The 18,584-nt window shown below is 68.2% G+C and carries 18 protein-coding genes; 4 read left to right on the top strand and 14 right to left on the bottom strand.

What is annotated here, in order from left to right; all coding sequences use genetic code 11:
* Nucleotides 1-93: 93 nt before the first annotated feature.
* Complete coding sequence (locus MMSR116_RS10530; RefSeq protein WP_010681829.1) at nucleotides 94-2,295, bottom strand: 3-hydroxyacyl-CoA dehydrogenase NAD-binding domain-containing protein; 2,202 nt, start codon at nucleotides 2,293-2,295, stop codon at nucleotides 94-96.
* A 177-nt stretch (nucleotides 2,296-2,472) separates the two neighbouring features.
* Between MMSR116_RS10530 and MMSR116_RS10535 the strand changes: the two genes are divergently transcribed.
* On the top strand, nucleotides 2,473-2,769 hold the full coding sequence (locus tag MMSR116_RS10535) for an EAL domain-containing protein (RefSeq protein WP_010681828.1): 297 nt from the start codon (nucleotides 2,473-2,475) through the stop codon (nucleotides 2,767-2,769).
* Between the two features lie 112 nt (nucleotides 2,770-2,881).
* Here the strand turns inward: MMSR116_RS10535 and MMSR116_RS10540 are convergent, their stop codons facing one another.
* The 7 genes from MMSR116_RS10540 to ccmA all read right to left on the bottom strand — a co-directional run bounded on the left by MMSR116_RS10540 (nucleotide 2,882) and on the right by ccmA (nucleotide 9,800).
* Nucleotides 2,882-3,388, bottom strand: coding sequence for a hypothetical protein (locus MMSR116_RS10540; RefSeq protein WP_010681827.1), 507 nt, complete (start codon nucleotides 3,386-3,388; stop codon nucleotides 2,882-2,884).
* Nucleotides 3,389-3,507: 119 nt separating this feature from the next.
* A complete protein-coding gene (locus MMSR116_RS10545; protein ID WP_010681826.1) occupies nucleotides 3,508-4,716 on the bottom strand; it encodes an acetyl-CoA C-acetyltransferase in 1,209 nt (402 codons plus the stop codon).
* Nucleotides 4,717-4,987: 271 nt separating this feature from the next.
* The gene (gene dnaA / locus MMSR116_RS10550; protein ID WP_010681825.1) at nucleotides 4,988-6,481 is read right to left on the bottom strand and encodes a chromosomal replication initiator protein DnaA; all 1,494 of its coding nucleotides are present in this window, start codon (nucleotides 6,479-6,481) and stop codon (nucleotides 4,988-4,990) included.
* Between the two features lie 486 nt (nucleotides 6,482-6,967).
* Nucleotides 6,968-7,234: a 30S ribosomal protein S20 gene (gene rpsT, locus MMSR116_RS10555; protein ID WP_007561677.1), complete on the bottom strand. Its 267-nt coding sequence runs from the start codon at nucleotides 7,232-7,234 to the stop codon at nucleotides 6,968-6,970.
* Nucleotides 7,235-7,555: 321 nt separating this feature from the next.
* On the bottom strand, nucleotides 7,556-7,711 hold the full coding sequence (locus MMSR116_RS10560) for a hypothetical protein (protein WP_158168735.1): 156 nt from the start codon (nucleotides 7,709-7,711) through the stop codon (nucleotides 7,556-7,558).
* A 785-nt stretch (nucleotides 7,712-8,496) separates the two neighbouring features.
* Nucleotides 8,497-9,165 carry a heme exporter protein CcmB gene (ccmB, locus tag MMSR116_RS10565; protein WP_158168737.1) on the bottom strand — a complete coding sequence of 223 codons (669 nt, stop codon included), beginning with the start codon at nucleotides 9,163-9,165 and terminating at the stop codon, nucleotides 8,497-8,499.
* Nucleotides 9,162-9,800 carry a heme ABC exporter ATP-binding protein CcmA gene (ccmA, locus tag MMSR116_RS10570; RefSeq protein ID WP_158168739.1) on the bottom strand — a complete coding sequence of 213 codons (639 nt, stop codon included), beginning with the start codon at nucleotides 9,798-9,800 and terminating at the stop codon, nucleotides 9,162-9,164. The genes ccmB and ccmA overlap by 4 nt, the downstream gene beginning before the upstream one ends.
* Nucleotides 9,801-9,926: 126 nt before the next feature.
* On the opposite strand from ccmA, the gene MMSR116_RS10575 reads away from it, so the two are divergent.
* Nucleotides 9,927-10,112: a hypothetical protein gene (locus MMSR116_RS10575; RefSeq protein WP_158168741.1), complete on the top strand. Its 186-nt coding sequence runs from the start codon at nucleotides 9,927-9,929 to the stop codon at nucleotides 10,110-10,112.
* Here MMSR116_RS10575 and MMSR116_RS10580 read toward each other — a convergent pair whose 3' ends face one another.
* Nucleotides 10,113-10,886 carry an RNA methyltransferase gene (locus MMSR116_RS10580; RefSeq protein WP_158168742.1) on the bottom strand — a complete coding sequence of 258 codons (774 nt, stop codon included), beginning with the start codon at nucleotides 10,884-10,886 and terminating at the stop codon, nucleotides 10,113-10,115.
* Between the two features lie 206 nt (nucleotides 10,887-11,092).
* On the opposite strand from MMSR116_RS10580, the gene MMSR116_RS10585 reads away from it, so the two are divergent.
* Nucleotides 11,093-12,307 carry an NADP-dependent isocitrate dehydrogenase gene (locus MMSR116_RS10585; RefSeq protein ID WP_158168744.1) on the top strand — a complete coding sequence of 405 codons (1,215 nt, stop codon included), beginning with the start codon at nucleotides 11,093-11,095 and terminating at the stop codon, nucleotides 12,305-12,307.
* Between the two features lie 77 nt (nucleotides 12,308-12,384).
* On the opposite strand, the gene MMSR116_RS10590 is transcribed toward MMSR116_RS10585, so the two are convergent.
* The 3 genes from MMSR116_RS10590 to MMSR116_RS10600 all read right to left on the bottom strand — a co-directional run bounded on the left by MMSR116_RS10590 (nucleotide 12,385) and on the right by MMSR116_RS10600 (nucleotide 14,094).
* A complete protein-coding gene (locus tag MMSR116_RS10590; protein WP_158168746.1) occupies nucleotides 12,385-12,564 on the bottom strand; it encodes a hypothetical protein in 180 nt (59 codons plus the stop codon).
* A gap of 2 nt (nucleotides 12,565-12,566) precedes the next feature.
* Entirely contained in the window at nucleotides 12,567-13,190 is a 624-nt protein-coding gene (locus MMSR116_RS10595) for an acyl-homoserine-lactone synthase (protein WP_158168748.1), read from the bottom strand.
* A 175-nt stretch (nucleotides 13,191-13,365) separates the two neighbouring features.
* Nucleotides 13,366-14,094 carry a LuxR family transcriptional regulator gene (locus tag MMSR116_RS10600; RefSeq protein ID WP_158168750.1) on the bottom strand — a complete coding sequence of 243 codons (729 nt, stop codon included), beginning with the start codon at nucleotides 14,092-14,094 and terminating at the stop codon, nucleotides 13,366-13,368.
* 150 nt (nucleotides 14,095-14,244) lie between these two features.
* Here MMSR116_RS10600 and MMSR116_RS10605 point away from each other — a divergent pair, with 150 nt between their 5' ends.
* On the top strand, nucleotides 14,245-14,475 hold the full coding sequence (locus MMSR116_RS10605; RefSeq protein WP_158168752.1) for a hypothetical protein: 231 nt from the start codon (nucleotides 14,245-14,247) through the stop codon (nucleotides 14,473-14,475).
* Nucleotides 14,476-14,495: 20 nt separating this feature from the next.
* Here the strand turns inward: MMSR116_RS10605 and MMSR116_RS10610 are convergent, their stop codons facing one another.
* A complete protein-coding gene (locus MMSR116_RS10610; protein WP_158168754.1) occupies nucleotides 14,496-14,933 on the bottom strand; it encodes a DUF3429 domain-containing protein in 438 nt (145 codons plus the stop codon).
* Between the two features lie 148 nt (nucleotides 14,934-15,081).
* Nucleotides 15,082-18,357: an SEL1-like repeat protein gene (locus MMSR116_RS10615; RefSeq protein ID WP_158168756.1), complete on the bottom strand. Its 3,276-nt coding sequence runs from the start codon at nucleotides 18,355-18,357 to the stop codon at nucleotides 15,082-15,084.
* Nucleotides 18,358-18,584: the final 227 nt, after the last annotated feature.

Below are 18,584 nucleotides of genomic sequence, written 5' to 3' on the forward strand. Positions count from 1 at the left end.
AGGGCAGCCGAACGTCGGACGGCGTCGCGCTTGGCTGGGTCGCTTCGCTCCGCTCGCAAAGACGGCGGAGCCCACGTCGTCGAGCGGAACCGATCAGGCCGCGCGCTTCTCGGCCTGACCGTAGAACGTGCCGCCGCGCTCCGCCATCGCGGCCAGGTTGTCGGGCACCCGGAAGCGGGGGCCGTGCTTCGCCTCTAGTGCCCGCGCGAGATCCACGAAGGCCGCCGCGCCCATGAAGTCGATGTAGGACAAGGCACCGCCGGTGAACGGCGCGAAGCCGAAGCCCAGGATCGAGCCCACATCCGCCTCGCGCGGGTCCGTGACGACACCCTCGCCCACCGTGCGGGCGGCTTCCAACGCCTGAACCACCAGGAGCCGCCGCTTCAGCTCGGTGAAGTCGACCGCATCCGGGTCGAGGCGGTTCGGCTGCAGATCCTTCAGGCCCGGCCAGAGGCGCTTCGGCGCACCCTCGGGGTAGTCGTAGAAGCCTTTCCGGTTCTTCCGGCCGAGCCGGCCCTGCTTCTCGACCATCTCGGCGAGGATCGCTTTCTGGGCCGGGTCGACGGCGCCCTGGCCGACCTGGGCCTCGGTGGCCTTGGCGATCTTGAACACGAGATCGAGGGCGACTTCGTCGTTGAGCGACAGCGGCCCGACCGGCATGCCCGCCTGACGGCCGGCGCTCTCGATCATGGCCGGCGGGACGCCCTCGGCGAGCATCTTGTGGCCTTCGAGGATGTAGGCCCCGACGCAGCGGTTGGCGAAGAAGCCGCGGGCGTCGTTGACGACGATCGGGGTCTTCTTGATCAGCCGAACGTAGTCGAGGGCTGTGGCGAGCGCCGCGTCCCCGGTCGCCTCGCCCTTGATGATCTCGACGAGCATCATCTTCTCCACCGGCGAGAAGAAGTGGATGCCGACGAACTGATCCGGCCGCTGCGAACCCATGGCCAGCCCGGTGATCGGCAGGGTCGAGGTGTTGGAGGCGAAGATCGCGTCATGGCGGATCACCGCCTCGACCTTCCGGATCACCTCGGCCTTCACCTTCGGATCCTCGAACACCGCCTCGATCACGAGGTCGCATGCGGCGAGCGCGCCGTAATCCGCGGTCGCCTGGATGCGTCCGAGGAGCGCGTCCCGGTCGACGGTCTTGGCCCGGCCCTTGTTGATCTGGCCGGTGATGAGCGTGTGGGCGTAGGCCTTGCCCTTCTCGGCCGCCTCGACCGACTGGTCGACCAGCACCACCTCGATGCCGGCCTGGGCGGTGACGTAGGCGACGCCCGCGCCCATGAAGCCGGCGCCGATCACGCCGACCTTGCGCAGGTTCGTGGCCGGTACGGCCTTTGGCCGGCGTGCGCCCTTGTTCAGCTCGCCCATGGAGATGAACAGCGTGCGGATCATCGCCGCCGCCTCCTTGGTGCGCAGGATATGCGCGAAGTACCGGCTCTCGACCCGGAGGGCGAGGTCCATCGGCAGCTGGAGGCCCTCGTACACGGAGGCCAGGATCGCCTTCGCGGCCGGATAGTTGTCGTGCGTCTCGCGCCGGTAGATGGCGTTGGCGGGCGGCCAGATCATCATGCCGGCGGGCGAGTAGACCTTGCCCGACGGCGCCTTGAACTTCGGCACGTCCCACGGCGCCACCGCGGAGCCGCCCTCGCGGATCCAGGCCTTGGCGCGCTCTACGATCTCGGCCTGGGGTGCCACCGCGTGGATCAGTCCCATGCCCTTGGCCATGGGCGCGCGGATCTGCTCGCCCTTGAACAGCATCTGGAGGGCGTCGCCGGTCTGCATCAGGCGCGCGACCCGCTGCGTGCCGCCGCCGCCCGGGAACAGGCCGACCTTGATCTCCGGGAGACCGACGCGCGTCTTCCCGTCCTCCGATGCCACCCGGTAGTGGCAGGACAGCGCCAGCTCGAAGGCGCCGCCCAGGCACAGGCCCTGGATCGCCGCCGCGAACGGCTTGCCGCTTGTCTCCAGGCGCCGGAACAGCAGCGAGAGGCGACGGGAGGCCTCGAAGAAGTGGCGCATCGCCACCTCCTCACCCTGTTCGGCCTTCAGCTGCTCGTAGGCCCGGCCGAGCCCCTGGAGCATGGTGAGGTCGGCGCCGCCGGAGAAGTTGTCCTTGCCGGTGGCGATGACGCAGCCCTTGATCGCCGGATCGGAGGCGACCTGCTCGATGATCTGCTCAAGCTGGTCCATCACGCCTTCGGTGATCACGTTCATCGAGCGGCCGGGCATGTCCCAGGTCGCCATGGCGATGCCGTCGGGATCGGTCTCGAAGCGGAAATCGGTCAGCGTCACGGTGCCGTCCTCCCAGGGTACTGTCGGCTAAGATACCAAGGCTCTCGCTTTAGGGGTCCGTCGAGCTCGGACGAGCACCGTCGGCCGGTCGGCGGGCTCCGACGGAGGACCGACCTGACGACGGACACCGCCTGCCGCGCGTGCCGCGCCGGCACCACCCTCGATGTCGCCGTCACGATGGCGCTCCGGCCGATCCGCGATCTCACGGAGGGGTCCGTCCGGGCAAACGAGACGCTGGGGCGCGGTTTGAACGGCGCGCCGGCCGGCACGATCCTCGACCGCGTCACCGACGCAAACCGCTACCAGTTCGTTCAAGCTGCTCGCGGCAAGGCGAGCGCGCGCGCCGGGCGCCACGCGATCGTCGCGGGTGTCGTGCTGACCGCCCGGGCGCTCGGCGAGACGGTGCTGGCCGAGGGCATCGAGACCGCGGCGGAACTCGACGCCCTGCGCGGTCTCGGGATCACGCTCCCGTAGGACGACCATTTCTCCAGGCCGCAGCTGGAGGCGCTCCCCGCAGCGGAGGGGTTCAGCCCGCCGGCCGCGCGCGCGGCCTGAGGCCGACGGGGCGCGCGCGGCGGTCATCACCCTACTTCTGGGCCGGGGCCGGCGCCGCGGTCGGCGGCGCAGGCGGCATGCCGGGCGTCGGCGAGTTGTCGGCCGCCGAAGCCACAGCCAGCATATTCAGTAGCTTGGTGACCGAGTTCTGCGAGATCGCCGTGACCGACGAATTCGGATCGGCGTTCATCGTCTGGAATTTGAGGTAAGTCGGATCCGAATAGATCTCATCGAGGTGCTTCAGCTCGGCGATGCTGAACTTCTCGGCGTAATCCTTCGACAGCCCCTCGACCATGATGCCGCGCTGCTTGTCGAATTCGGTGAGGAGCTCCTTGCGGACGGCCTCGGCCTTGGCCTCGGGCATTGGGGCCACGGTCTTCTCCAGCGCGACGTTGAAGCCGGTCTGGAGGTTCTTGATCAGGGTCTTGTTGACGAGGGTCGTGGCCGCGGCGACGCGGTCCGCGGCCTCGTCGGCACGGGCTGCGAGCGGCAGGCTCAGGGTGACGCCAAGGCACAGCGTCGCGATCAGGCGGTTCAAGGGCTTGTCTCCCGTGGTTTTATCGTCCGGCCCGGTTGCGGGCCGATCGTCGCCCGCGCCTCTAGCAGCGTTCCCGGACTTTGGGGAGCGGCGTGGCGCCGCTCCCACACAAGGGTGGCTCAGACCCGCTCGATGATCGTGGCGGTGCCCATGCCGGCGCCGATGCACAGCGTCACGAGCGCGCGCTCCTTGCCGGTGCGCTCCAGCTCGTCCAGCGCCGTGCCGAGAATCATCGCGCCCGTGGCGCCGAGCGGATGGCCAAGCGCGATGGCGCCGCCGTTGACGTTGACCGCCTCCGGGTCGAGGTCGAAGGCTTGGCAGAAGCGCAGCACCACGGCCGCGAAGGCCTCGTTGACCTCGAACAGGTCGATGTTCGAGAGGCTCATCCCGGCCCGGCCCAGAACCTTCCGGGTGACGTCAACCGGGCCGGTGAGCATCAGCGCCGGATCCGAGCCGATATTGGCGAAGGCGCGGATGCGCGCGCGAGGTTTCAGACCCGCGGCCTCCCCGGCCTCTTTGGAGCCGATCAGCACGGCAGCCGCGCCGTCGACGATGCCGGAGGAATTGCCGGCATGGTGGACGTGGTCGACGGTCTCCACGTCCGGGTGCGCGTCGGTCGCCACGGCGTCGAAGCCACCCATCTGACCCATCTGCACGAAGGAGGCCTTGAGGGAGGCCAGCGACTGCATGTCGGTTCCGGGGCGCATGTGCTCGTCGCTGTCGAGCAGCGTGATGCCGTTCACATCGCGCACGGGCACCACGGACCCTTTGAAAAGCCCCTCGGCCCAGGACTTCGCCGAGCGCGCCTGCGAGCGGACCGCGTAGGCATCGCAATCGTCGCGGGTGAAGCCGTACTTGGTGGCGATCAGGTCGGCCGAGACGCCCTGCGGCATGAAATAGGACTTGATGGCGATCGCCGGATCCACCGGCCACGCGCCGCCCGAAGCGCCGATGCCGATGCGACTCATCGATTCGACGCCGCCGCCCACCGCCATCGCGTGCTGTCCGCTCATGACCTGCGCGGCGGCGAAGTTCACGGCGTCGAGGCCGGAGGCGCAGAACCGGTTGATCTGCACGCCGGGGACATGGGCGCCGTAATCCGCCACCAGAGCCGCGGCCCGGGCGATGTCACCGCCAGCCTCGCCCACCGGATCGACGCAGCCCAGGATGACGTCGTCCACCAGGGCCGTATCGAGCCCGTTGCGATCCTTGAGGGCGCGCAGGGCCGTCTCGGCGAGACGCAAAGCCGTGACCTCGTGGAGGGAGCCGTCCGCCTTCCCGCGCCCGCGCGGCGTGCGAACGTGATCGTAGATGAAGGCGTCCGTCATCAGCTCTCCCCCGGGGCGTCGGTCCTCGCCGGTCGGCGACGCGGCCTTACAGGGCCGTCTTCCTTCGCGCCAGTCTGCCACGGGGCGCGCGCTCTCGGCCAGCCCCGAATTCCTCGGAGCCGGCAGAGAGCGCGTCGCAACGCGGAGGATCTCGCAGGCATCACCCGGCAGGCGCACCGACCAGGATCGACCGGATCATGCCGGGCGCGGACCACCAGGCGATCATCGCTGGACTTCGAAGAGCATCGATCCCGGCGACTTGAGTGCTGCGTCAGTCCTGAAGCATGCGCTTCAGCAGCTCGACCTCGTCGCCGAGAACCGTATCCTCGCCGATCTGCTTCTCGATCTTGCGGACGGCGTGAAGCACTGTCGTGTGGTCGCGTCCGCCGAAGCGTCGGCCGATCTCGGGCAGGGATCGCAGCGTCAGCACCTTCGAGAGGTACATGGCGATCTGGCGCGGCTTCACCACGGCCGCGGTGCGCCGCTCCGACAGGATGTCCGACCGCGAAACGTTGTAGCGCGACGCGACCAGCTTCTGGATGTCCTCAATCTTGATCCGCTTGGGCTCGCGATTCTTCACGAGGTCGCGGATCGCACTCTCGGCGGTCTCCATCGTCACGGCGGTGCCGGTCAGCGTGGCGTGAGCGAGCAGACGGTTCACTGCGCCTTCGAGGTCGCGGCCGTTAGCGGTGATCGCCCGCGCCACGTAGGATGCCACCTGCGGAGAGACGTCAAAGCCAGGATGCGAGGCCCGCACGGCGGCGAGTCGCGCTGAGAGGATCGAGACGCGCAGGGCTTCATCAAGGGCAGTGATCTCGACCACGAGGCCGCCGCCAAGGCGCGAGCGGACCCGCTCGTCGAGGGCTTCCAGCTCAGTCGGAGGCCGGTCGGAGGCGACCACGACCTGACGGCCGGCATCAATCAGGGCGTTGATCGTGTGGCCGAACTCGGCCTGGATCGACTTGCCCTGGATGAACTGGACATCGTCCAGGATCAGCAGATCGATGCCGCGCAGGCGCTCCTTATAGGCCAAAGCCGACTGGGTCTTCAGGGCGTTGACGAAACCGTACATGAACCGGTCGGCGGTCAGGTAGATGACGCGCCGTCCCGCCTCCCGGGCAGCGTGGCCGATCCCGTGCAACAGGTGCGTCTTGCCGAGGCCGACACCGGCATGGAGGTAGAGCGGGTTGTACAGCGCCCCCTCCCCCTGGTGGTTGGCGACCCGCTCGGCGGCGGCGTGTGCCAGGGCGTTGGAGCGACCGATGACGAAGCTCGCGAAGGTCAGCCGTGCATCCAGCGGCGTGCCGCTGAGATCGCCACCGGATTCCGCGGCCCGGGGTTCCTGTACTGGCGTCACCGCGGCGACCGGTACCGCCGCGCCGGCGGCGTGGAGGCGGGCGAGCGGTCCGCTGGCGGGGTTCGGCTTGGCCGCTCCGACGGCGACCGGCCGGACCGGGGCACCGGTGCCACGGACGCCGACCTCGATCCGGGCGATCTCCTCCACCTCGGCCTTGAAGGTGTTCAGCACGCGATCAAGGTAGTGAGACTCGATCCAGCTCTTGAGGAAGCGGGTCGGGACCGTGAGCCGGGCCGTGCTGCCGGCCACCGCCTCCAGTTCGAGCCGGGCGAACCAGCTGGCGAACACGTCCTCTCCGAGTTCCGCGCGGAGCCGGCGCTTCACCCGCGCCCAGGCGGACCCATAATCGACGCCTCCGCCGTTGCGGCCGCCATCGTCGTCGCTCGCCACCGTTCCGTCGACACGCATCACTGGCTCTCCCGACGCGATCCACGGAGATCCGCAGGCCGCGCGTACGCACGAATTACGCCCTCAGCGTCCCGCAAGAACGGGCGGGACAGAGTCCGCCTCATGGAGTCAACCCCTCCACGGGGAACTTTTGCCGATTGGAAGAGCCTATCAACAATTACCTACAGTTCCTTTAACACTGGGACTTGCGGGGACGACGCGGAACCTCCTCAGCAAGTGTTTCCGTGCGGGCTCGACACGGCAGCTAGAGTCTTGGCGAATCAGATCGATTCGTAGGAGTCCCGAAATCGCTCGGCTTTGCTTGTGTAGCGTCAGTTTCTGTTAAGCTACACGTCAGCGGTAGAGTCTGCAATCGCAGCGATTCTTGAACAGGGTTAACGGACCGACCCGGTCCCCGCGCAACAGGTTCGGGACGCCGGACAGCGCGCACGAAAAAGCCCGGCGCGAAGGCCGGGCTTCAAACCGTCTCGGTCTTGCGGGTGTAGTTTAGGCGGCCAGCGCCTTCACCCGGGCGGCGAGGCGCGAGACCTTACGCGAAGCGTTGTTCTTGTGAACGATGCCGTGCTGGGCGGCCCGCATCATCTCGGGCTCGGCGGCGCGGAGAGCGGCGAGCGCGTCCTGCTGGTTGCCGGTGGCGATGGCCTCCTCGACCTTGCGGACGAAGGTGCGCATGCGCGAGCGGCGCGAGCGGTTGATCGCCGTGCGCTTGGCGATTTTGCGGGTCATCTTCTTGGCCGAAGCGGTGTTGGCCATTGAAATCCTCGTTCTCTTCGTCGGGCGATGCCGACGGGCCGGCCTGGCCGGAGATCGGTCGTCGCGTCAGGTTGTCTGGCGATGGCCGAGACGCAGCGCGCGCGAAAGCGCGGCCCCTCGGCGAAGCGGTCTCTATAGTGAGGGGGGCGCGGCGCGTCAACGCACGAGGAGACCGGCCATGCATCGCAGAAGCGAACGCCGATCAGGCTCGACACGAAATCTAGCTTATTTTCCTCAATTATGGGTATATTTTCATATGTATGTTCGCTCGGTTTCAGAAGGGCGAAGGGGCGTAATTACCCACGCGTTTGATGGCAGGGTTCAAGCGCCGATGGTTTTGAGGATGGCGTCGAAGGAACTGCTGCCTGTGAGGCGCGCGGTGTCGACGACGGTGCGGATGGCGGCCTCGCCCTCGGCATCCCACGAAGGAATCAGCGAAATTCGCCCCGCGCAAGAGACGACCCGCGCAAGAGGCAAGCTTGGCTCGGCAGGAGCGCAGCCGCGGGCGTTCAACCGACGACCAAGCTACCCCGTGGGTAATTACGAAGGGGCGATCCGTGAAAGACGCTGCACTTGCCTCAATCACTGAAGCGACAATGCTGCGCAGCCCTTTAACAGGCCTCACACTTGAACTTAAACTTTCCAGGCTGCGGCTTGCTCTCGAGCAATCATATTCACCTGAACAGCCGCTAGATCCGCCGGCCGGCCTGTCGGCGGACAGTGGACGCGCGAAGCAGATAGTTCCTTATTAGGTCGAACTATCCGCAAATGACCGAAACATGCCAAGCATATTTTCAAGCTCATTGCGACGGGAGTATCTACCGAGAATTTCCTAATCAATTTTTGAACATGGATATCTAGACCTGAAGGCCGTCGCCAAAGCTAATGATCTTGGCGCGAAAAAGGCGCGCAAGCTTTTATTCGACCTTCGCTTCAAAAATAGGAGACGTAACAATGGAAACCGCAGCGGTCTACATGGTCATGCAAATTTTAAAAAAGAGAGATTAAAATTTCGCCTTGTCAGCGATCGACTCGACACAATCAGGATCGATGCCACACTTTATGGATTGCGGCTCGAGAATAGAGTGTTTCGATGACAATCATGTCGAAATATCGAAATTCAGATAAGCCGAAAATATTGATAAATATTGTGTTTATTTGCTAAAGGTGCTGGCTGGGCATCCTATGGATTTGCTTTTGACAGGGCGAGGCGAAGATAGTTTTTCTTACAACAATGGCAAAGAACGTTCGGCGGTCGAGTCTTACTCCGGCCACCGCAAAGCCGCCGCCGCCGCCAGCGTTCCGACTACGGCGGCGATCAACGTTAGCGCGGCGAGCACAGCCAGCGGCACGAGGAACGGCACGGTTCCGCCGCTCGCCGCCTGAGCGGCCGAGACGCCGAAGATCAACGTGGGGATCATCAGCGGCAGCACCAGCACCGCCAGGATCAGCCCGCCCCGGCGGATCGAGGCTGTCAGCGCCGCGCCCACCGCGCCAATAAAGCTGAGCGCCGGCGTGCCGGCGAGCAGCGTCAGGGACGTGGCTCCCATGGCGGTGCCGTCGAGGGCGACGAGGAGGCCGAAGAGGGGTGCGGCGAGCGCCAGCGGCAGCCCCGTGGTCAGCCAGTGCGCCGCGACCTTGCCGATCACCACGAGTTCGAGGGGTACCGGCGCGGCGGTCATCAGCTCGAGGGAACCGTCCTCCTCGTCGGCCTGGAACAGTCGGTCGAGGCCGATCAGCGTCGCCAGCACGGCGGCGAGCCACAGGATCGCCGGGCCGATCCGCGAGAGCAGGTTGAGGTCGGGCCCGAGCGCGAACGGCACAAGGGCGACGATCATCAGAAAGAAGACCAGCGACAGCGCGCCGGAGCCGCCGACCCGGCCGGCGAGACGCAGGTCGCGGGCGACGAGGGCGAGCACCGCGCGGATCACGCCCAGTCCTCCGAAACGTCCGCCAAAGGCGCCGCAGCGGCGGCCTCGATGCGCAGTTCGGCCGCGCCCGCGAGCCCGAGGGTTTGGTGGGTCGCGGCGATCACGAGGCCGCCATCGGCCCGGTGCCCCGCCATCAGCTCCGCCAGGAGTGCCTGTGAGGCCGTGTCGAGGGCAGCAGTCGGCTCGTCCAGGAGCCAGAGCGGCCGTGCGCAGACGAGGAGCCGCGCCAGGGCGACGCGCCGCCGCTGCCCGGCCGAGAGATAGGCGACCGGCAGGTCGTGCGCGTGGCCGAGGCCGAGCCGTTCCAGGGCCTCGCGGGGCGTCAGGCGCGGTGCGCCGAGAAGGCGTTGGGCAAACAGCAGGTTTTCTCCCGCACTCATGGTACTCTTCAGCCCGTCACGGTGGCCGACCGCGTGCAGGCTTTCGGGAAGGCTCGCCTCGCCGACATCGCCGGCGACTATGCGCCCGGCATCCGGCCGCAGCCGGCCCGACAGGATGGCGAGGAGGCTGGATTTGCCGGCACCGTTCCGGCCGGTCACCGCCAGGGCGTCGCCGGGTCCGAGGGTGAAGGACAGGTTGGAGAAGATGCGGCGGCCGGAGCGGCGGCAAGCCAGATTGTCCACGCTGAGCCGCACCCGATCCTCCGCCCTCTTCTCCGCCGGCGGGCGGCAGGATCAATCTTCGCCGCTTCCATGCCCGAATGCGGCGGATAACGGAACCACAGTCTAGCTCAGCCTTTGTTCTGCGACGGAGGATTGCCCATGGCTGAGGCGAGAAACCCGAGCGAGGCGGACGTTGCCGCGACACCCGACGCGTTGGCCGGTCGGGCCAAAGTCGAGGCGCGGATGGCACAGTGCACCCAGGAGGAGCAGGCGGCGTTCTGGGAGGCGGTCGGGCGCTGCTTCGGCGGCGGCAAGCCGCCGGAGATGAAGCCCGCCTCCGGCTGATCACGCGCCCTTCCGCGTCAAGGCTCGCAGCGCGCCGCGAAAGGTCCGCACGTCCTGCTCGGTCAGGCTCATGCGGTGGAGCATGTCGCGCATGTTGCGGGCGATGATCTCCTTCTTCTCGGGCGGGTAAAAGCCGGCTGCGTCCAGGGCAGTTTCCAGGCTTCCGAACAGCGCGACCAGCGCGTCGCGGGTAGCGGGCGGCGACAGCATTTCGCCCGAGAAGGGCAGCCGCGCCCGGCCGCTCGCCTGCCGCCAGGCGTAGCCGACGAGCAGCACCGCCTGCGCGAGGTTGAGGGAAGGGAAATCCGGCGATACCGGGAAGGTCACAATAGCGTCCGCGAGCGACACCTCGTCGTTGGTGAGCCCGACCCGTTCGCGGCCGAACATCACCGCGGTGCGCTGGCCCTCGCGGGCAACGAGTTCGGCCATGCCATCCTCGGGAGCAAAGACCCGCTTCATCTGCCCGCGCTCCCGCGCCGTGGTGGCGAGCACGTAGTGGCAATCGGCGATGGCCTCGGCGACGGTGCCGAAGATCGTCGCCCGGTCGAGGACGTGGGTGGCGCCGGAGGCTGCCTCCCGCACGCCCTTCTTGGGCCAGCCGTTCTTCGGGTTGACGAGGCGCAGCTCCGAGAGACCGAAATTCGCCATGGCCCGGGCCGCCATGCCGATATTCTCGGCGAGTTGCGGCTCCACCAAAATCACCGCCGGGGCGATTCCGGGCGGCAGCTCGGTGACCTTCCTCGGGGCGTCGCCCGGTGCATCTCGGCTCGTCATGCGCGCCGTCTGGCATGGTCGCCCCTCGCCCGTCGAGGGCCGGGTGACGAAGCCGCCCGGATGACAGTCCGCGCCTTCCGTCGCTGGAAGGGCCGCGCTATGTCGCGGGGCGATTCCGGCCCGAGCCGCCCGACAGGGCCCTTGGGACGACGACCGCACGGCCCTTGCATGCCGTGCGCGGGGACAACGCGGGAAGGCATCGGTCCATGGCGAAGATCAAGGTAGCGAACCCCGTCGTCGAGCTCGACGGCGACGAGATGACCCGGATCATCTGGGCCGAGATCAAGAACAAGCTCATTCATCCCTATCTCGACGTCGACCTCGAATACTACGACCTCGGCGTCGAGCATCGCGATGCCACCAACGACAAGGTGACGGTCGACGCCGCCGAGGCGATCAAGCGCCACGGCGTCGGCGTGAAGTGCGCCACGATCACCCCGGACGAGCAGCGGGTGCAGGAATTCGGGCTCAAGGAGATGTGGCGCTCGCCCAACGGCACGATCCGGAACATCCTGGGCGGCGTGATCTTCCGCGAGCCGATCATCTGCAAGAACGTGCCGCGCCTCGTACCCGGCTGGACCCAGCCCTTCGTGATCGGCCGCCACGCCTATGGCGACCAGTACCGCGCCACCGACTTCAAGGTGCCCGGAAAGGGCCGCCTGACTATCAAGTTCGAGGGCGATGACGGCACCGTCATCGAGAAGGAGGTGTTCAAGTTCCCCGAGGCCGGCGTCGCCATGTCGATGTACAACCTCGACCAGTCGATCATCGACTTCGCCCGCGCCTCGATGAACTACGGCTTGGCACGCAAGTACCCGGTCTATCTTTCGACGAAGAACACCATTCTCAAAGCCTATGACGGCCGGTTCAAGGACCTGTTCCAGAAGGTCTACGAGGAGGAGTTCGAGGCCAAGTTCAAGCCGCTCGGCATCACCTACGAGCACCGCTTGATCGACGACATGGTGGCCTCCTGCCTCAAGTGGTCGGGCGGCTACGTCTGGGCCTGCAAGAACTACGACGGCGACGTCCAGTCGGACACGGCTGCCCAAGGCTTCGGCTCGCTCGGCCTGATGACCTCCGTGCTGATGACGCCGGACGGCCAGACCGTGGAGGCCGAGGCCGCCCACGGCACCGTCACTCGCCACTTCCGCGAGCACCAGAAGGGGCGCGAGACCTCGACCAACTCGATCGCGTCGATCTTCGCCTGGACCCGGGGCCTGTCACACCGCGCCAAGCTCGACGGCAACGACGACCTGGCGAAGTTCTCCGCCACCTTGGAGAAAGTCTGCGTCGACACGGTCGAGTCGGGCTTCATGACCAAGGACCTCGCGCTCCTCGTCGGGCCGGAGCAGAAGTGGCTGTCCACCACGGGCTTCCTCGACAAGGTCGACCAGAACCTCAAGACCGCCATGGGCGCCTGATCCCATCACCCGGTGTCGAAGCGGCGAGTGCCTCCGGGCACCCGCCGTTTTCATGACGGCTCCGAGGGCCCGCGGCGTCAGCCTTTGCCGCCGAGTTCGGGCGGGCAGGTCTCGGCGAGCTTCCGGGCGACCTCGATGAGCAGGAGGTCGATGGCGGCGCGCATCAGCGGATCGCCGACCGTGTCGATGAGATCGCGCACCTGCAGGCACTGCGCGGCGAGCGCGTCGAGGGCAGTATCCTTGCTGTCGAAGATCATCGTTACGCCACCAGATAAGCGGGCTCGGAGACGACGACCGAGCGGTCGTCGCCACGGACGGCGCGAAGCTTGGCCAGGGTCCGGGCGTCGAACCGGGCGGAGGCCGCCATGATCTCCTCGCCGGCGATCTGAACCGGCAGGCCCAGGGGCTGCGCCCGGAAATGCAGCTGGATGACATGGATCATGTACAGCGTCGGCATCTGCAGGAGCAGACTGCCGACACCGTGCGCGAGCCCCCACTCAACAATGCCGGTGAGGAGCGCGATCGAGACCGGGTTGACGACGCGACCCCGGGTTCGATGCGAGCGCGCCACCCCCTGGCGGGTCCATTCCCAGATATGTGGGCCGGAGGGCCGTTCGCCCTCGCAGAGTTCCGGCAGGACGTCGGACAGGAGGTGCGGGCGCGTCGTCGGCAGCAGCCGGCTGTATCCGATGACTGTGTCCTCCTCCATGGCGAGGAAATGGATCGCGTGCGGCGTGTCGAACTGATCGATCTCCCGACCATCCTGGCGGGCGAGCGCGGTCCAGCCCTTCTCCTCGACGAAAATCTGGTGGCGCAGGCGCCAAGCCTGTTCCATGGCGTCGGCGTAGCGATGCGCGTTGGCTGGCGTGACAATGTGGATCACGAGAAAACCTCACGTTGGTCTGACGTGAGTTGTCCCCGTTCGGACCGGATCCGGGTACTACGAGAAATCGTAGGGTCCGCGCCGCCGACCACCGATCGGGTCAGAAGCTTGCCGCAGAGCCATTTCAATCTGCCGGCGCGGCGGCCGGCCTCCGCCGCCACGGGACAGGCCGCCTCTAGGTTATCAAGCCGGCGCGGAGCGCCTGCGCCACCGTATGGGCCCGGTTGACGGTGTCGAGCTTCGTCCGGGCCGAGCGCAGATGGTAGTCGACGCCCGCGGCCGTGATGCCCATGACCACGCCGATCTCGCTGTCGGTCTTGCCCTCGGCGGCCCATTGCAGGGCCTCGCGCTCGCGCGGCGCCAAGCGCACCGGCTCGCTGGCAGTCGGGCGCGTGTTCATGAGAAGCAGCTGGCCGACCGCGTAGGTCGCCACGAGGTTCACGGCGATCCGCTCCGCCGGATCGATATCGATCCGCTCCCCGGACACGCTGATGCCGCCAGGCTCCCCGTCGAGGGTCACGAACGGCACGGTGATGCCGGCGCGGATCCCGAACTCGCCGGCCTCCTGCATTACCCGGCCTGCGATCGGCGTATCGGGCTGCATGGCACTCCAATCGAAAGGCACCGCGCTGGTGCACAGGCGGCGGACCGTGGGGTCGTGGAGGGCGTAGCGTTGCGCGACGTACCGGCGTGTCCAGCCCTCCGGCATCGTGCTCGCTAGGACGAAGCCGGCATGCCGCCGAGCCGGCAGGCCAGGATCGGGAACGATTCCCGCCATCATGTAGGAGATGCCGTAGCGGGCGAAGGCATCGACCAGCAGCCGTGCAATCTCGTCCGGCGTCGCCGCCCGGTCGAGGTCACGCAGAACGTTGAAGGTCCTGTCCAGATGCTTCGAGTGCGGCATGCCCCATCCCGGCGTTGATGCACGCTCTGCGTCAAATTGCAGATCGAACGCAACCTGAGGATGGCATCGTCAGCGCGAAAGGACTAGGCTGAGCCGCAAGAGTTCTGCCGTCCCGATCGGTGCGGCGGGTGGAGTGCGAGTTTCAGGGGCATGACGGACGACTGGACACCACCGCTGACGCGCCGCCTGCTGGAGCGCATCGCGGCCACGCTGGACGTCAGCCCGACCTACTTCCTGCAGGCCGACCAGCCATCGGACGCGGCGGAGACGCCGCTTGTCCGGCAGTGCGAGGAGGTATCTGCGTTGTTCCGGGCCATCCAGTCGCCGGCCCGGCGCGACGCGGTGTTGAAGCTGCTGCGCGAGATGGCGCGCGAGGGCTGACGGGTCGGCGGCGCCCGGTCTCAGGCCGCTACCAGCAGCGCGGCCCCGGCGACGCCGGACAGGACGAGCCGCAGACGCCCGAGCCAGAGCGGCGCGAGGCCGCGGCGGTGCAGATCCTGGTCGATGAGGCCCCAGGCCAGCACGAGGCCGCCGAGGATCCTCAGATCCCAAGGAGCGGGCGCTGCCATGGCGGCCCAGGCTACGAGCGACGGAACAATTGCCACGAGGTAATCTGCGCTGCCGGCATTGCGCGCCGCGGCGGCCCCCCATCGGATGCCCCCGAGGAACGAGGCGATCACCGCGCCGTAGGCGGAGAGAATCGTGCGCGGCGACAGCCCGATGCTGCTGAGCCCGCCGTCCGACCCGGAGACCGCGAGCGCGGCAAATCCCAGGAAGGGGATCAGGCCGGCCACACCGAGCACGAGGGCGCCGATCGGCACTTGATTCCGGCGCGCCATCCATCCTCCGATCAGCGGCAACGGCTGGCGATCCGCGTGATCCGTCATCGGCCCGACGCCGCCCGCGCGGAGCGTTCCCGCATCGCGGCACGGTGGTCAAGCTGGGCGCGGCGTCCGCCCTCGAAGTCCGTCCTCGGGTGAGCGACGCTTAGCTGCGCCGCGGCGGGGCCGAGAAAGCCACGGAATTTGGTGCTGGAGCGCCGAGGAGCGACATCGGCGCTCCCGTGACGGCCTTCGGAGCCGGCGGCTCGTTCACCGCCGCGTCAATCTTTCGCGGCTTGAAGCTTCCCGCAAGGCTCTTGGCACTGGCGAGATCGGCCGGGCTGAGCTTGTTGGCCACGTCGTCCCGCTTCTTGGCGGCATCGTCGTCACCCTGCGCTGCGGCCGCCGCGAACCACGCGTAAGATTGCACGAGATCCTGAGTCAGTCCGAGGCCGCGGGCGTAGAGAACGCCGAGGTTGTACTGGCTGTCGCGGACGCCGAACTCTGCGCCCTGGCGGAACCAAGAGGCCGCCGTGGCGAAATCCGGCTTGCCGTTCGCGGCGGGATTTTCGGCGTAGAGGACGGCGAGATTATGCATCGAGCGGGCATGACCCTGCTCGGCGGCGCGGCCGTACCACAGCTTCGCCTTCTCGAGATCGCGGGCAACGCCCGAACCCTTCTCATAATGGCCCGCAACCTTGTACTGGGCGGGGGCGTAGCCGGCCGAGGCCAGCTTCTCGTAGAGCTTGGTCGCCGTCGCGAGATCGCGGGGCATGCCGCGGCCATCGGCCTCCCGCGTCGCGAGATCCCAGACCGCCGACCCGTCACCCTCGAGGGCAGCAAGCTTCACCTTGGCCAGCGCCGGCGGCAGGTTGCCGAGATCGGCCTGCAGCGTGTTGATCCCCGAGACCTGAGGCAGCGACGTCTTGACGGCGGAGGCGCGCGACTCGGCCGGCAGCGGGTTCGGCAAGGCCTGCGTTGTCGTGGGGTCGGCCACCGGCGGTTTGGCGGCCGCGCCGTCCTTGGAATTGTCTCCCGTCGCGTTCTTGCCGGCGTCCTTGCCGTCCTCTGTGGTCGTATCCTTGGTCACGTCCTTGGCGGCGTCGCGGCCGGCATCCTTGGCCGTCTCCTCGCGAGCGGGGACGGACTGGCTCGTCGGCACGGCACGGCGCGGCTCCTCCGGGCTGCGCAGGCTGATCGCCTGCAGCGCGCCGAGCGCCAGCACGATGGCGGCGAGGCCGAGGAGCAGCGGCCGGCGGCGCCGGTCGATCTCGGCCTTCAGCCGGCCGAGGCGACCCTCCGCGGAGTTGGCAGGCTGCGGCGAAGCCTTCTGAGCGCGCGCGTCCCGGCGCTCGGCGGGGGCCTCCGCGGCCAGTTCCGCCTGCGCGGCCTGCGCGGCCCGGCGGGCCGCCGCGATGAAGCTCGTCTTGATGTCGGCCTCGCCGCCGGCGTCCGCAGACGGGCGGACCCGGGCCGGGTCGGCCAAGCGCTCCTTGACCGTGCGGCGTGCGGACGGGTCCCGTCCCGCCCGCGGCTCGCGACCCGGACGGCCGCTGCCGGGCTCCAGCAGATCGTCAGCAATCCGTGGGGTCTCGGCGACGTCGCGCCGCGCCGTGCCGCGCAGCTCGGCGGGGGCGAGCGCCGCCTCCGCGCTCGTCGACGACATCAGGCGCTCGTCGAGGGAGGGGGCCCGCGGCGCCGCGGTCTCGACAGGTCCGAGCCGGACGAGGAGGCGCTCCAGCGCGGACTGCACCCCTTCGAGCGTCGCGCCGAGGCGCTGGTCCGAGGCGACCTGCCGGGCCTGCATGTCCGCGAGGCTGGCGCGCAGAAGGCCGATCTCGCCGGTCTCGGTAGCGGCGATGCCGGATCCCTGCAGTGTCTCGGCCACGGCGGCACGCGCGGCGCGCTCCACCGTCGCCTCGCTCGGAGCCGTCTCGCGCAAGGCCGTGACCTGCCGCAGCAGATCGCCCATGGTGCGCTCGAGGCTGGCGAGCGCCGGATCGGCGCTGTGCGGCGCGTCGAGGCGGCCCGCCAGGGTGACGACCTGCCGCTCCAGAGCGTCCAGCCCCTCGTGCTCGGAGCGGCTGCCGACCTGATCGACCTTCTCGGCAAGGCTGCGCAGCATCGCGTGGATCGATGCCATCTCGCCGGGTCTGGATGCATTGGCCTCACTCCCGAAATCGGACCGATCGTCCCGCGCGCAGAGGAGGTCGACCTTCTCGGCCAGGGCCTGAATCTGACCGGCCAGGGCTGCCGGCGCCGCGGTCTTGACGTCGCTGCGGATCTCCTCGAGCAGCGGGCGCAGATCCGGATCGGTGCCGACCCGCTGAAGCTCTGCGATCTGGGCGCTGACCGCCTGCAGGCTCAGAGCCAGCCCCTGGATCCGCTCCGGACCGGCCAGCGCCGCGATGAGCCGACGAATTTCCTCGAGTTCCGTGAACAGCCCCGCGAGGGTGTGGTCGTCCGGATCCGCGGCGCCGGTCGCCGCCACGCTGTCGAGGCGCTCGGCCAAGCGGCGGACATCCTCCGCGACGCGGCTGTGGACGTTCTCGGCAACCTCCTCGGCCAGGCGCTCGACCTGCACCCGAACCTGCTCGATCGGCGCCGCGATCGCCGTGAGGTCGGTCCCGATCTGCGCGCGCTCGACGCCGCTCGCCAGCGAGACCACCGCCTCCTCAAGAGCGACGATGTCGCGGCTGGTGGCGAGCTGCGTGATCGCCTCGCGCAGGCGGACGGTCTCGTCCTGGAGTTCAGCCAGCGCGGCCGTGGGCGCGGCGCCGTCCTCGATGCGCGCCTCGAGACGGCGCGCGAGGTCCATGCGCATGCTGGCGACGACGCCGCCATCGGAATCAGCCTGGATCACGCCACCCTGCGCGAGTTCCCGCTGGCGCTGGCGGATGTCCTGCACGGCGTTGCGGATATCGGAGGCGGCGGGACGCGCCCGTCGGCCCGACTGCCGGGTGGCGGCGACCTGCTCGCCGAGTTGCGACATCCGGCGCTCGATCTGCCCGAGGCGCTCGGTCACCTCCTGCACGGGCGCGGCCTTCAGGGCGCGCTCGATGCGGGCCTCGATGTCGGCGAGGCGTCGCGTCTCGGCCTGCTGCACGCTGCGGCGCTCATCGTCGAGCGCCCGGTCCAAACCTTCCAGGCGATGGATCAGCGCGGCCAGTCCCTCACCGTAGGTTTCCGCGATGGCACTGGGCGCACCGGCCGGCCGCTCGGCCTCGGTCGTCGTCTCGGAACGGGATACCGCCGGCGGAAGCTGCTCGGCCCGGTGACGGCGGCGCTGGCGGCGATTGCCGGACATACCCGCCTTCGGCTGCGGGACCACCGAAGCGATCCAAGTTTCCAGCGGAACGCCCGCCCGCGCCGCCACGTCCCGCGCGGCGTCGAGCACCTCAGGATCGAAACTGTCGAGCTGCGGCATCGCGGTGCTGGTCATCGGGGGCCTATCGTCGGCAGTTCGGCGTCCAATCGCATGTGCGGGGCGGTCACCACCGATCGGTATCCACCCAACGCGCACATCGGATCGTTCGAGCGTGACCATTAACTTTCTTGGTAAACAGAAGGTTAAGGGGAACTGGCCGCGGTAATGGTCATGACCAACAGGCTGCTGAGCAGGACCGATTCGCTGGCCGGCTACGGGGCCGGGGCGTTGCTCGGAGGGCG

The sequence above is a fragment of the Methylobacterium mesophilicum SR1.6/6 genome (assembly GCF_000364445.2).
Classification (GTDB): domain Bacteria; phylum Pseudomonadota; class Alphaproteobacteria; order Rhizobiales; family Beijerinckiaceae; genus Methylobacterium; species Methylobacterium mesophilicum_A.

What these genes read in the sequence shown, in the direction of transcription:
- dnaA (WP_010681825.1), bottom strand. Translation starts at nt 6,481, where the DNA reads ATGCGTGTCGACGGAACGGTGGCGAGCGACGACGATGGCGGCCGCAAC.
- MMSR116_RS10545 (WP_010681826.1), bottom strand. Translation starts at nt 4,716, where the DNA reads ATGACGGACGCCTTCATCTACGATCACGTTCGCACGCCGCGCGGGCGC.
- MMSR116_RS10585 (WP_158168744.1), top strand. Translation starts at nt 11,093, where the DNA reads ATGGCGAAGATCAAGGTAGCGAACCCCGTCGTCGAGCTCGACGGCGAC.
- MMSR116_RS10580 (WP_158168742.1), bottom strand. Translation starts at nt 10,886, where the DNA reads ATGACGAGCCGAGATGCACCGGGCGACGCCCCGAGGAAGGTCACCGAG.
- MMSR116_RS10535 (WP_010681828.1), top strand. Translation starts at nt 2,473, where the DNA reads ATGGCGCTCCGGCCGATCCGCGATCTCACGGAGGGGTCCGTCCGGGCA.
- MMSR116_RS10605 (WP_158168752.1), top strand. Translation starts at nt 14,245, where the DNA reads ATGACGGACGACTGGACACCACCGCTGACGCGCCGCCTGCTGGAGCGC.
- MMSR116_RS10610 (WP_158168754.1), bottom strand. Translation starts at nt 14,933, where the DNA reads ATGGCGCGCCGGAATCAAGTGCCGATCGGCGCCCTCGTGCTCGGTGTG.
- MMSR116_RS10575 (WP_158168741.1), top strand. Translation starts at nt 9,927, where the DNA reads ATGGCTGAGGCGAGAAACCCGAGCGAGGCGGACGTTGCCGCGACACCC.
- MMSR116_RS10600 (WP_158168750.1), bottom strand. Translation starts at nt 14,094, where the DNA reads ATGCCGCACTCGAAGCATCTGGACAGGACCTTCAACGTTCTGCGTGAC.
- rpsT (WP_007561677.1), bottom strand. Translation starts at nt 7,234, where the DNA reads ATGGCCAACACCGCTTCGGCCAAGAAGATGACCCGCAAAATCGCCAAG.
- MMSR116_RS10615 (WP_158168756.1), bottom strand. Translation starts at nt 18,357, where the DNA reads ATGACCAGCACCGCGATGCCGCAGCTCGACAGTTTCGATCCTGAGGTG.
- MMSR116_RS10590 (WP_158168746.1), bottom strand. Translation starts at nt 12,564, where the DNA reads ATGATCTTCGACAGCAAGGATACTGCCCTCGACGCGCTCGCCGCGCAG.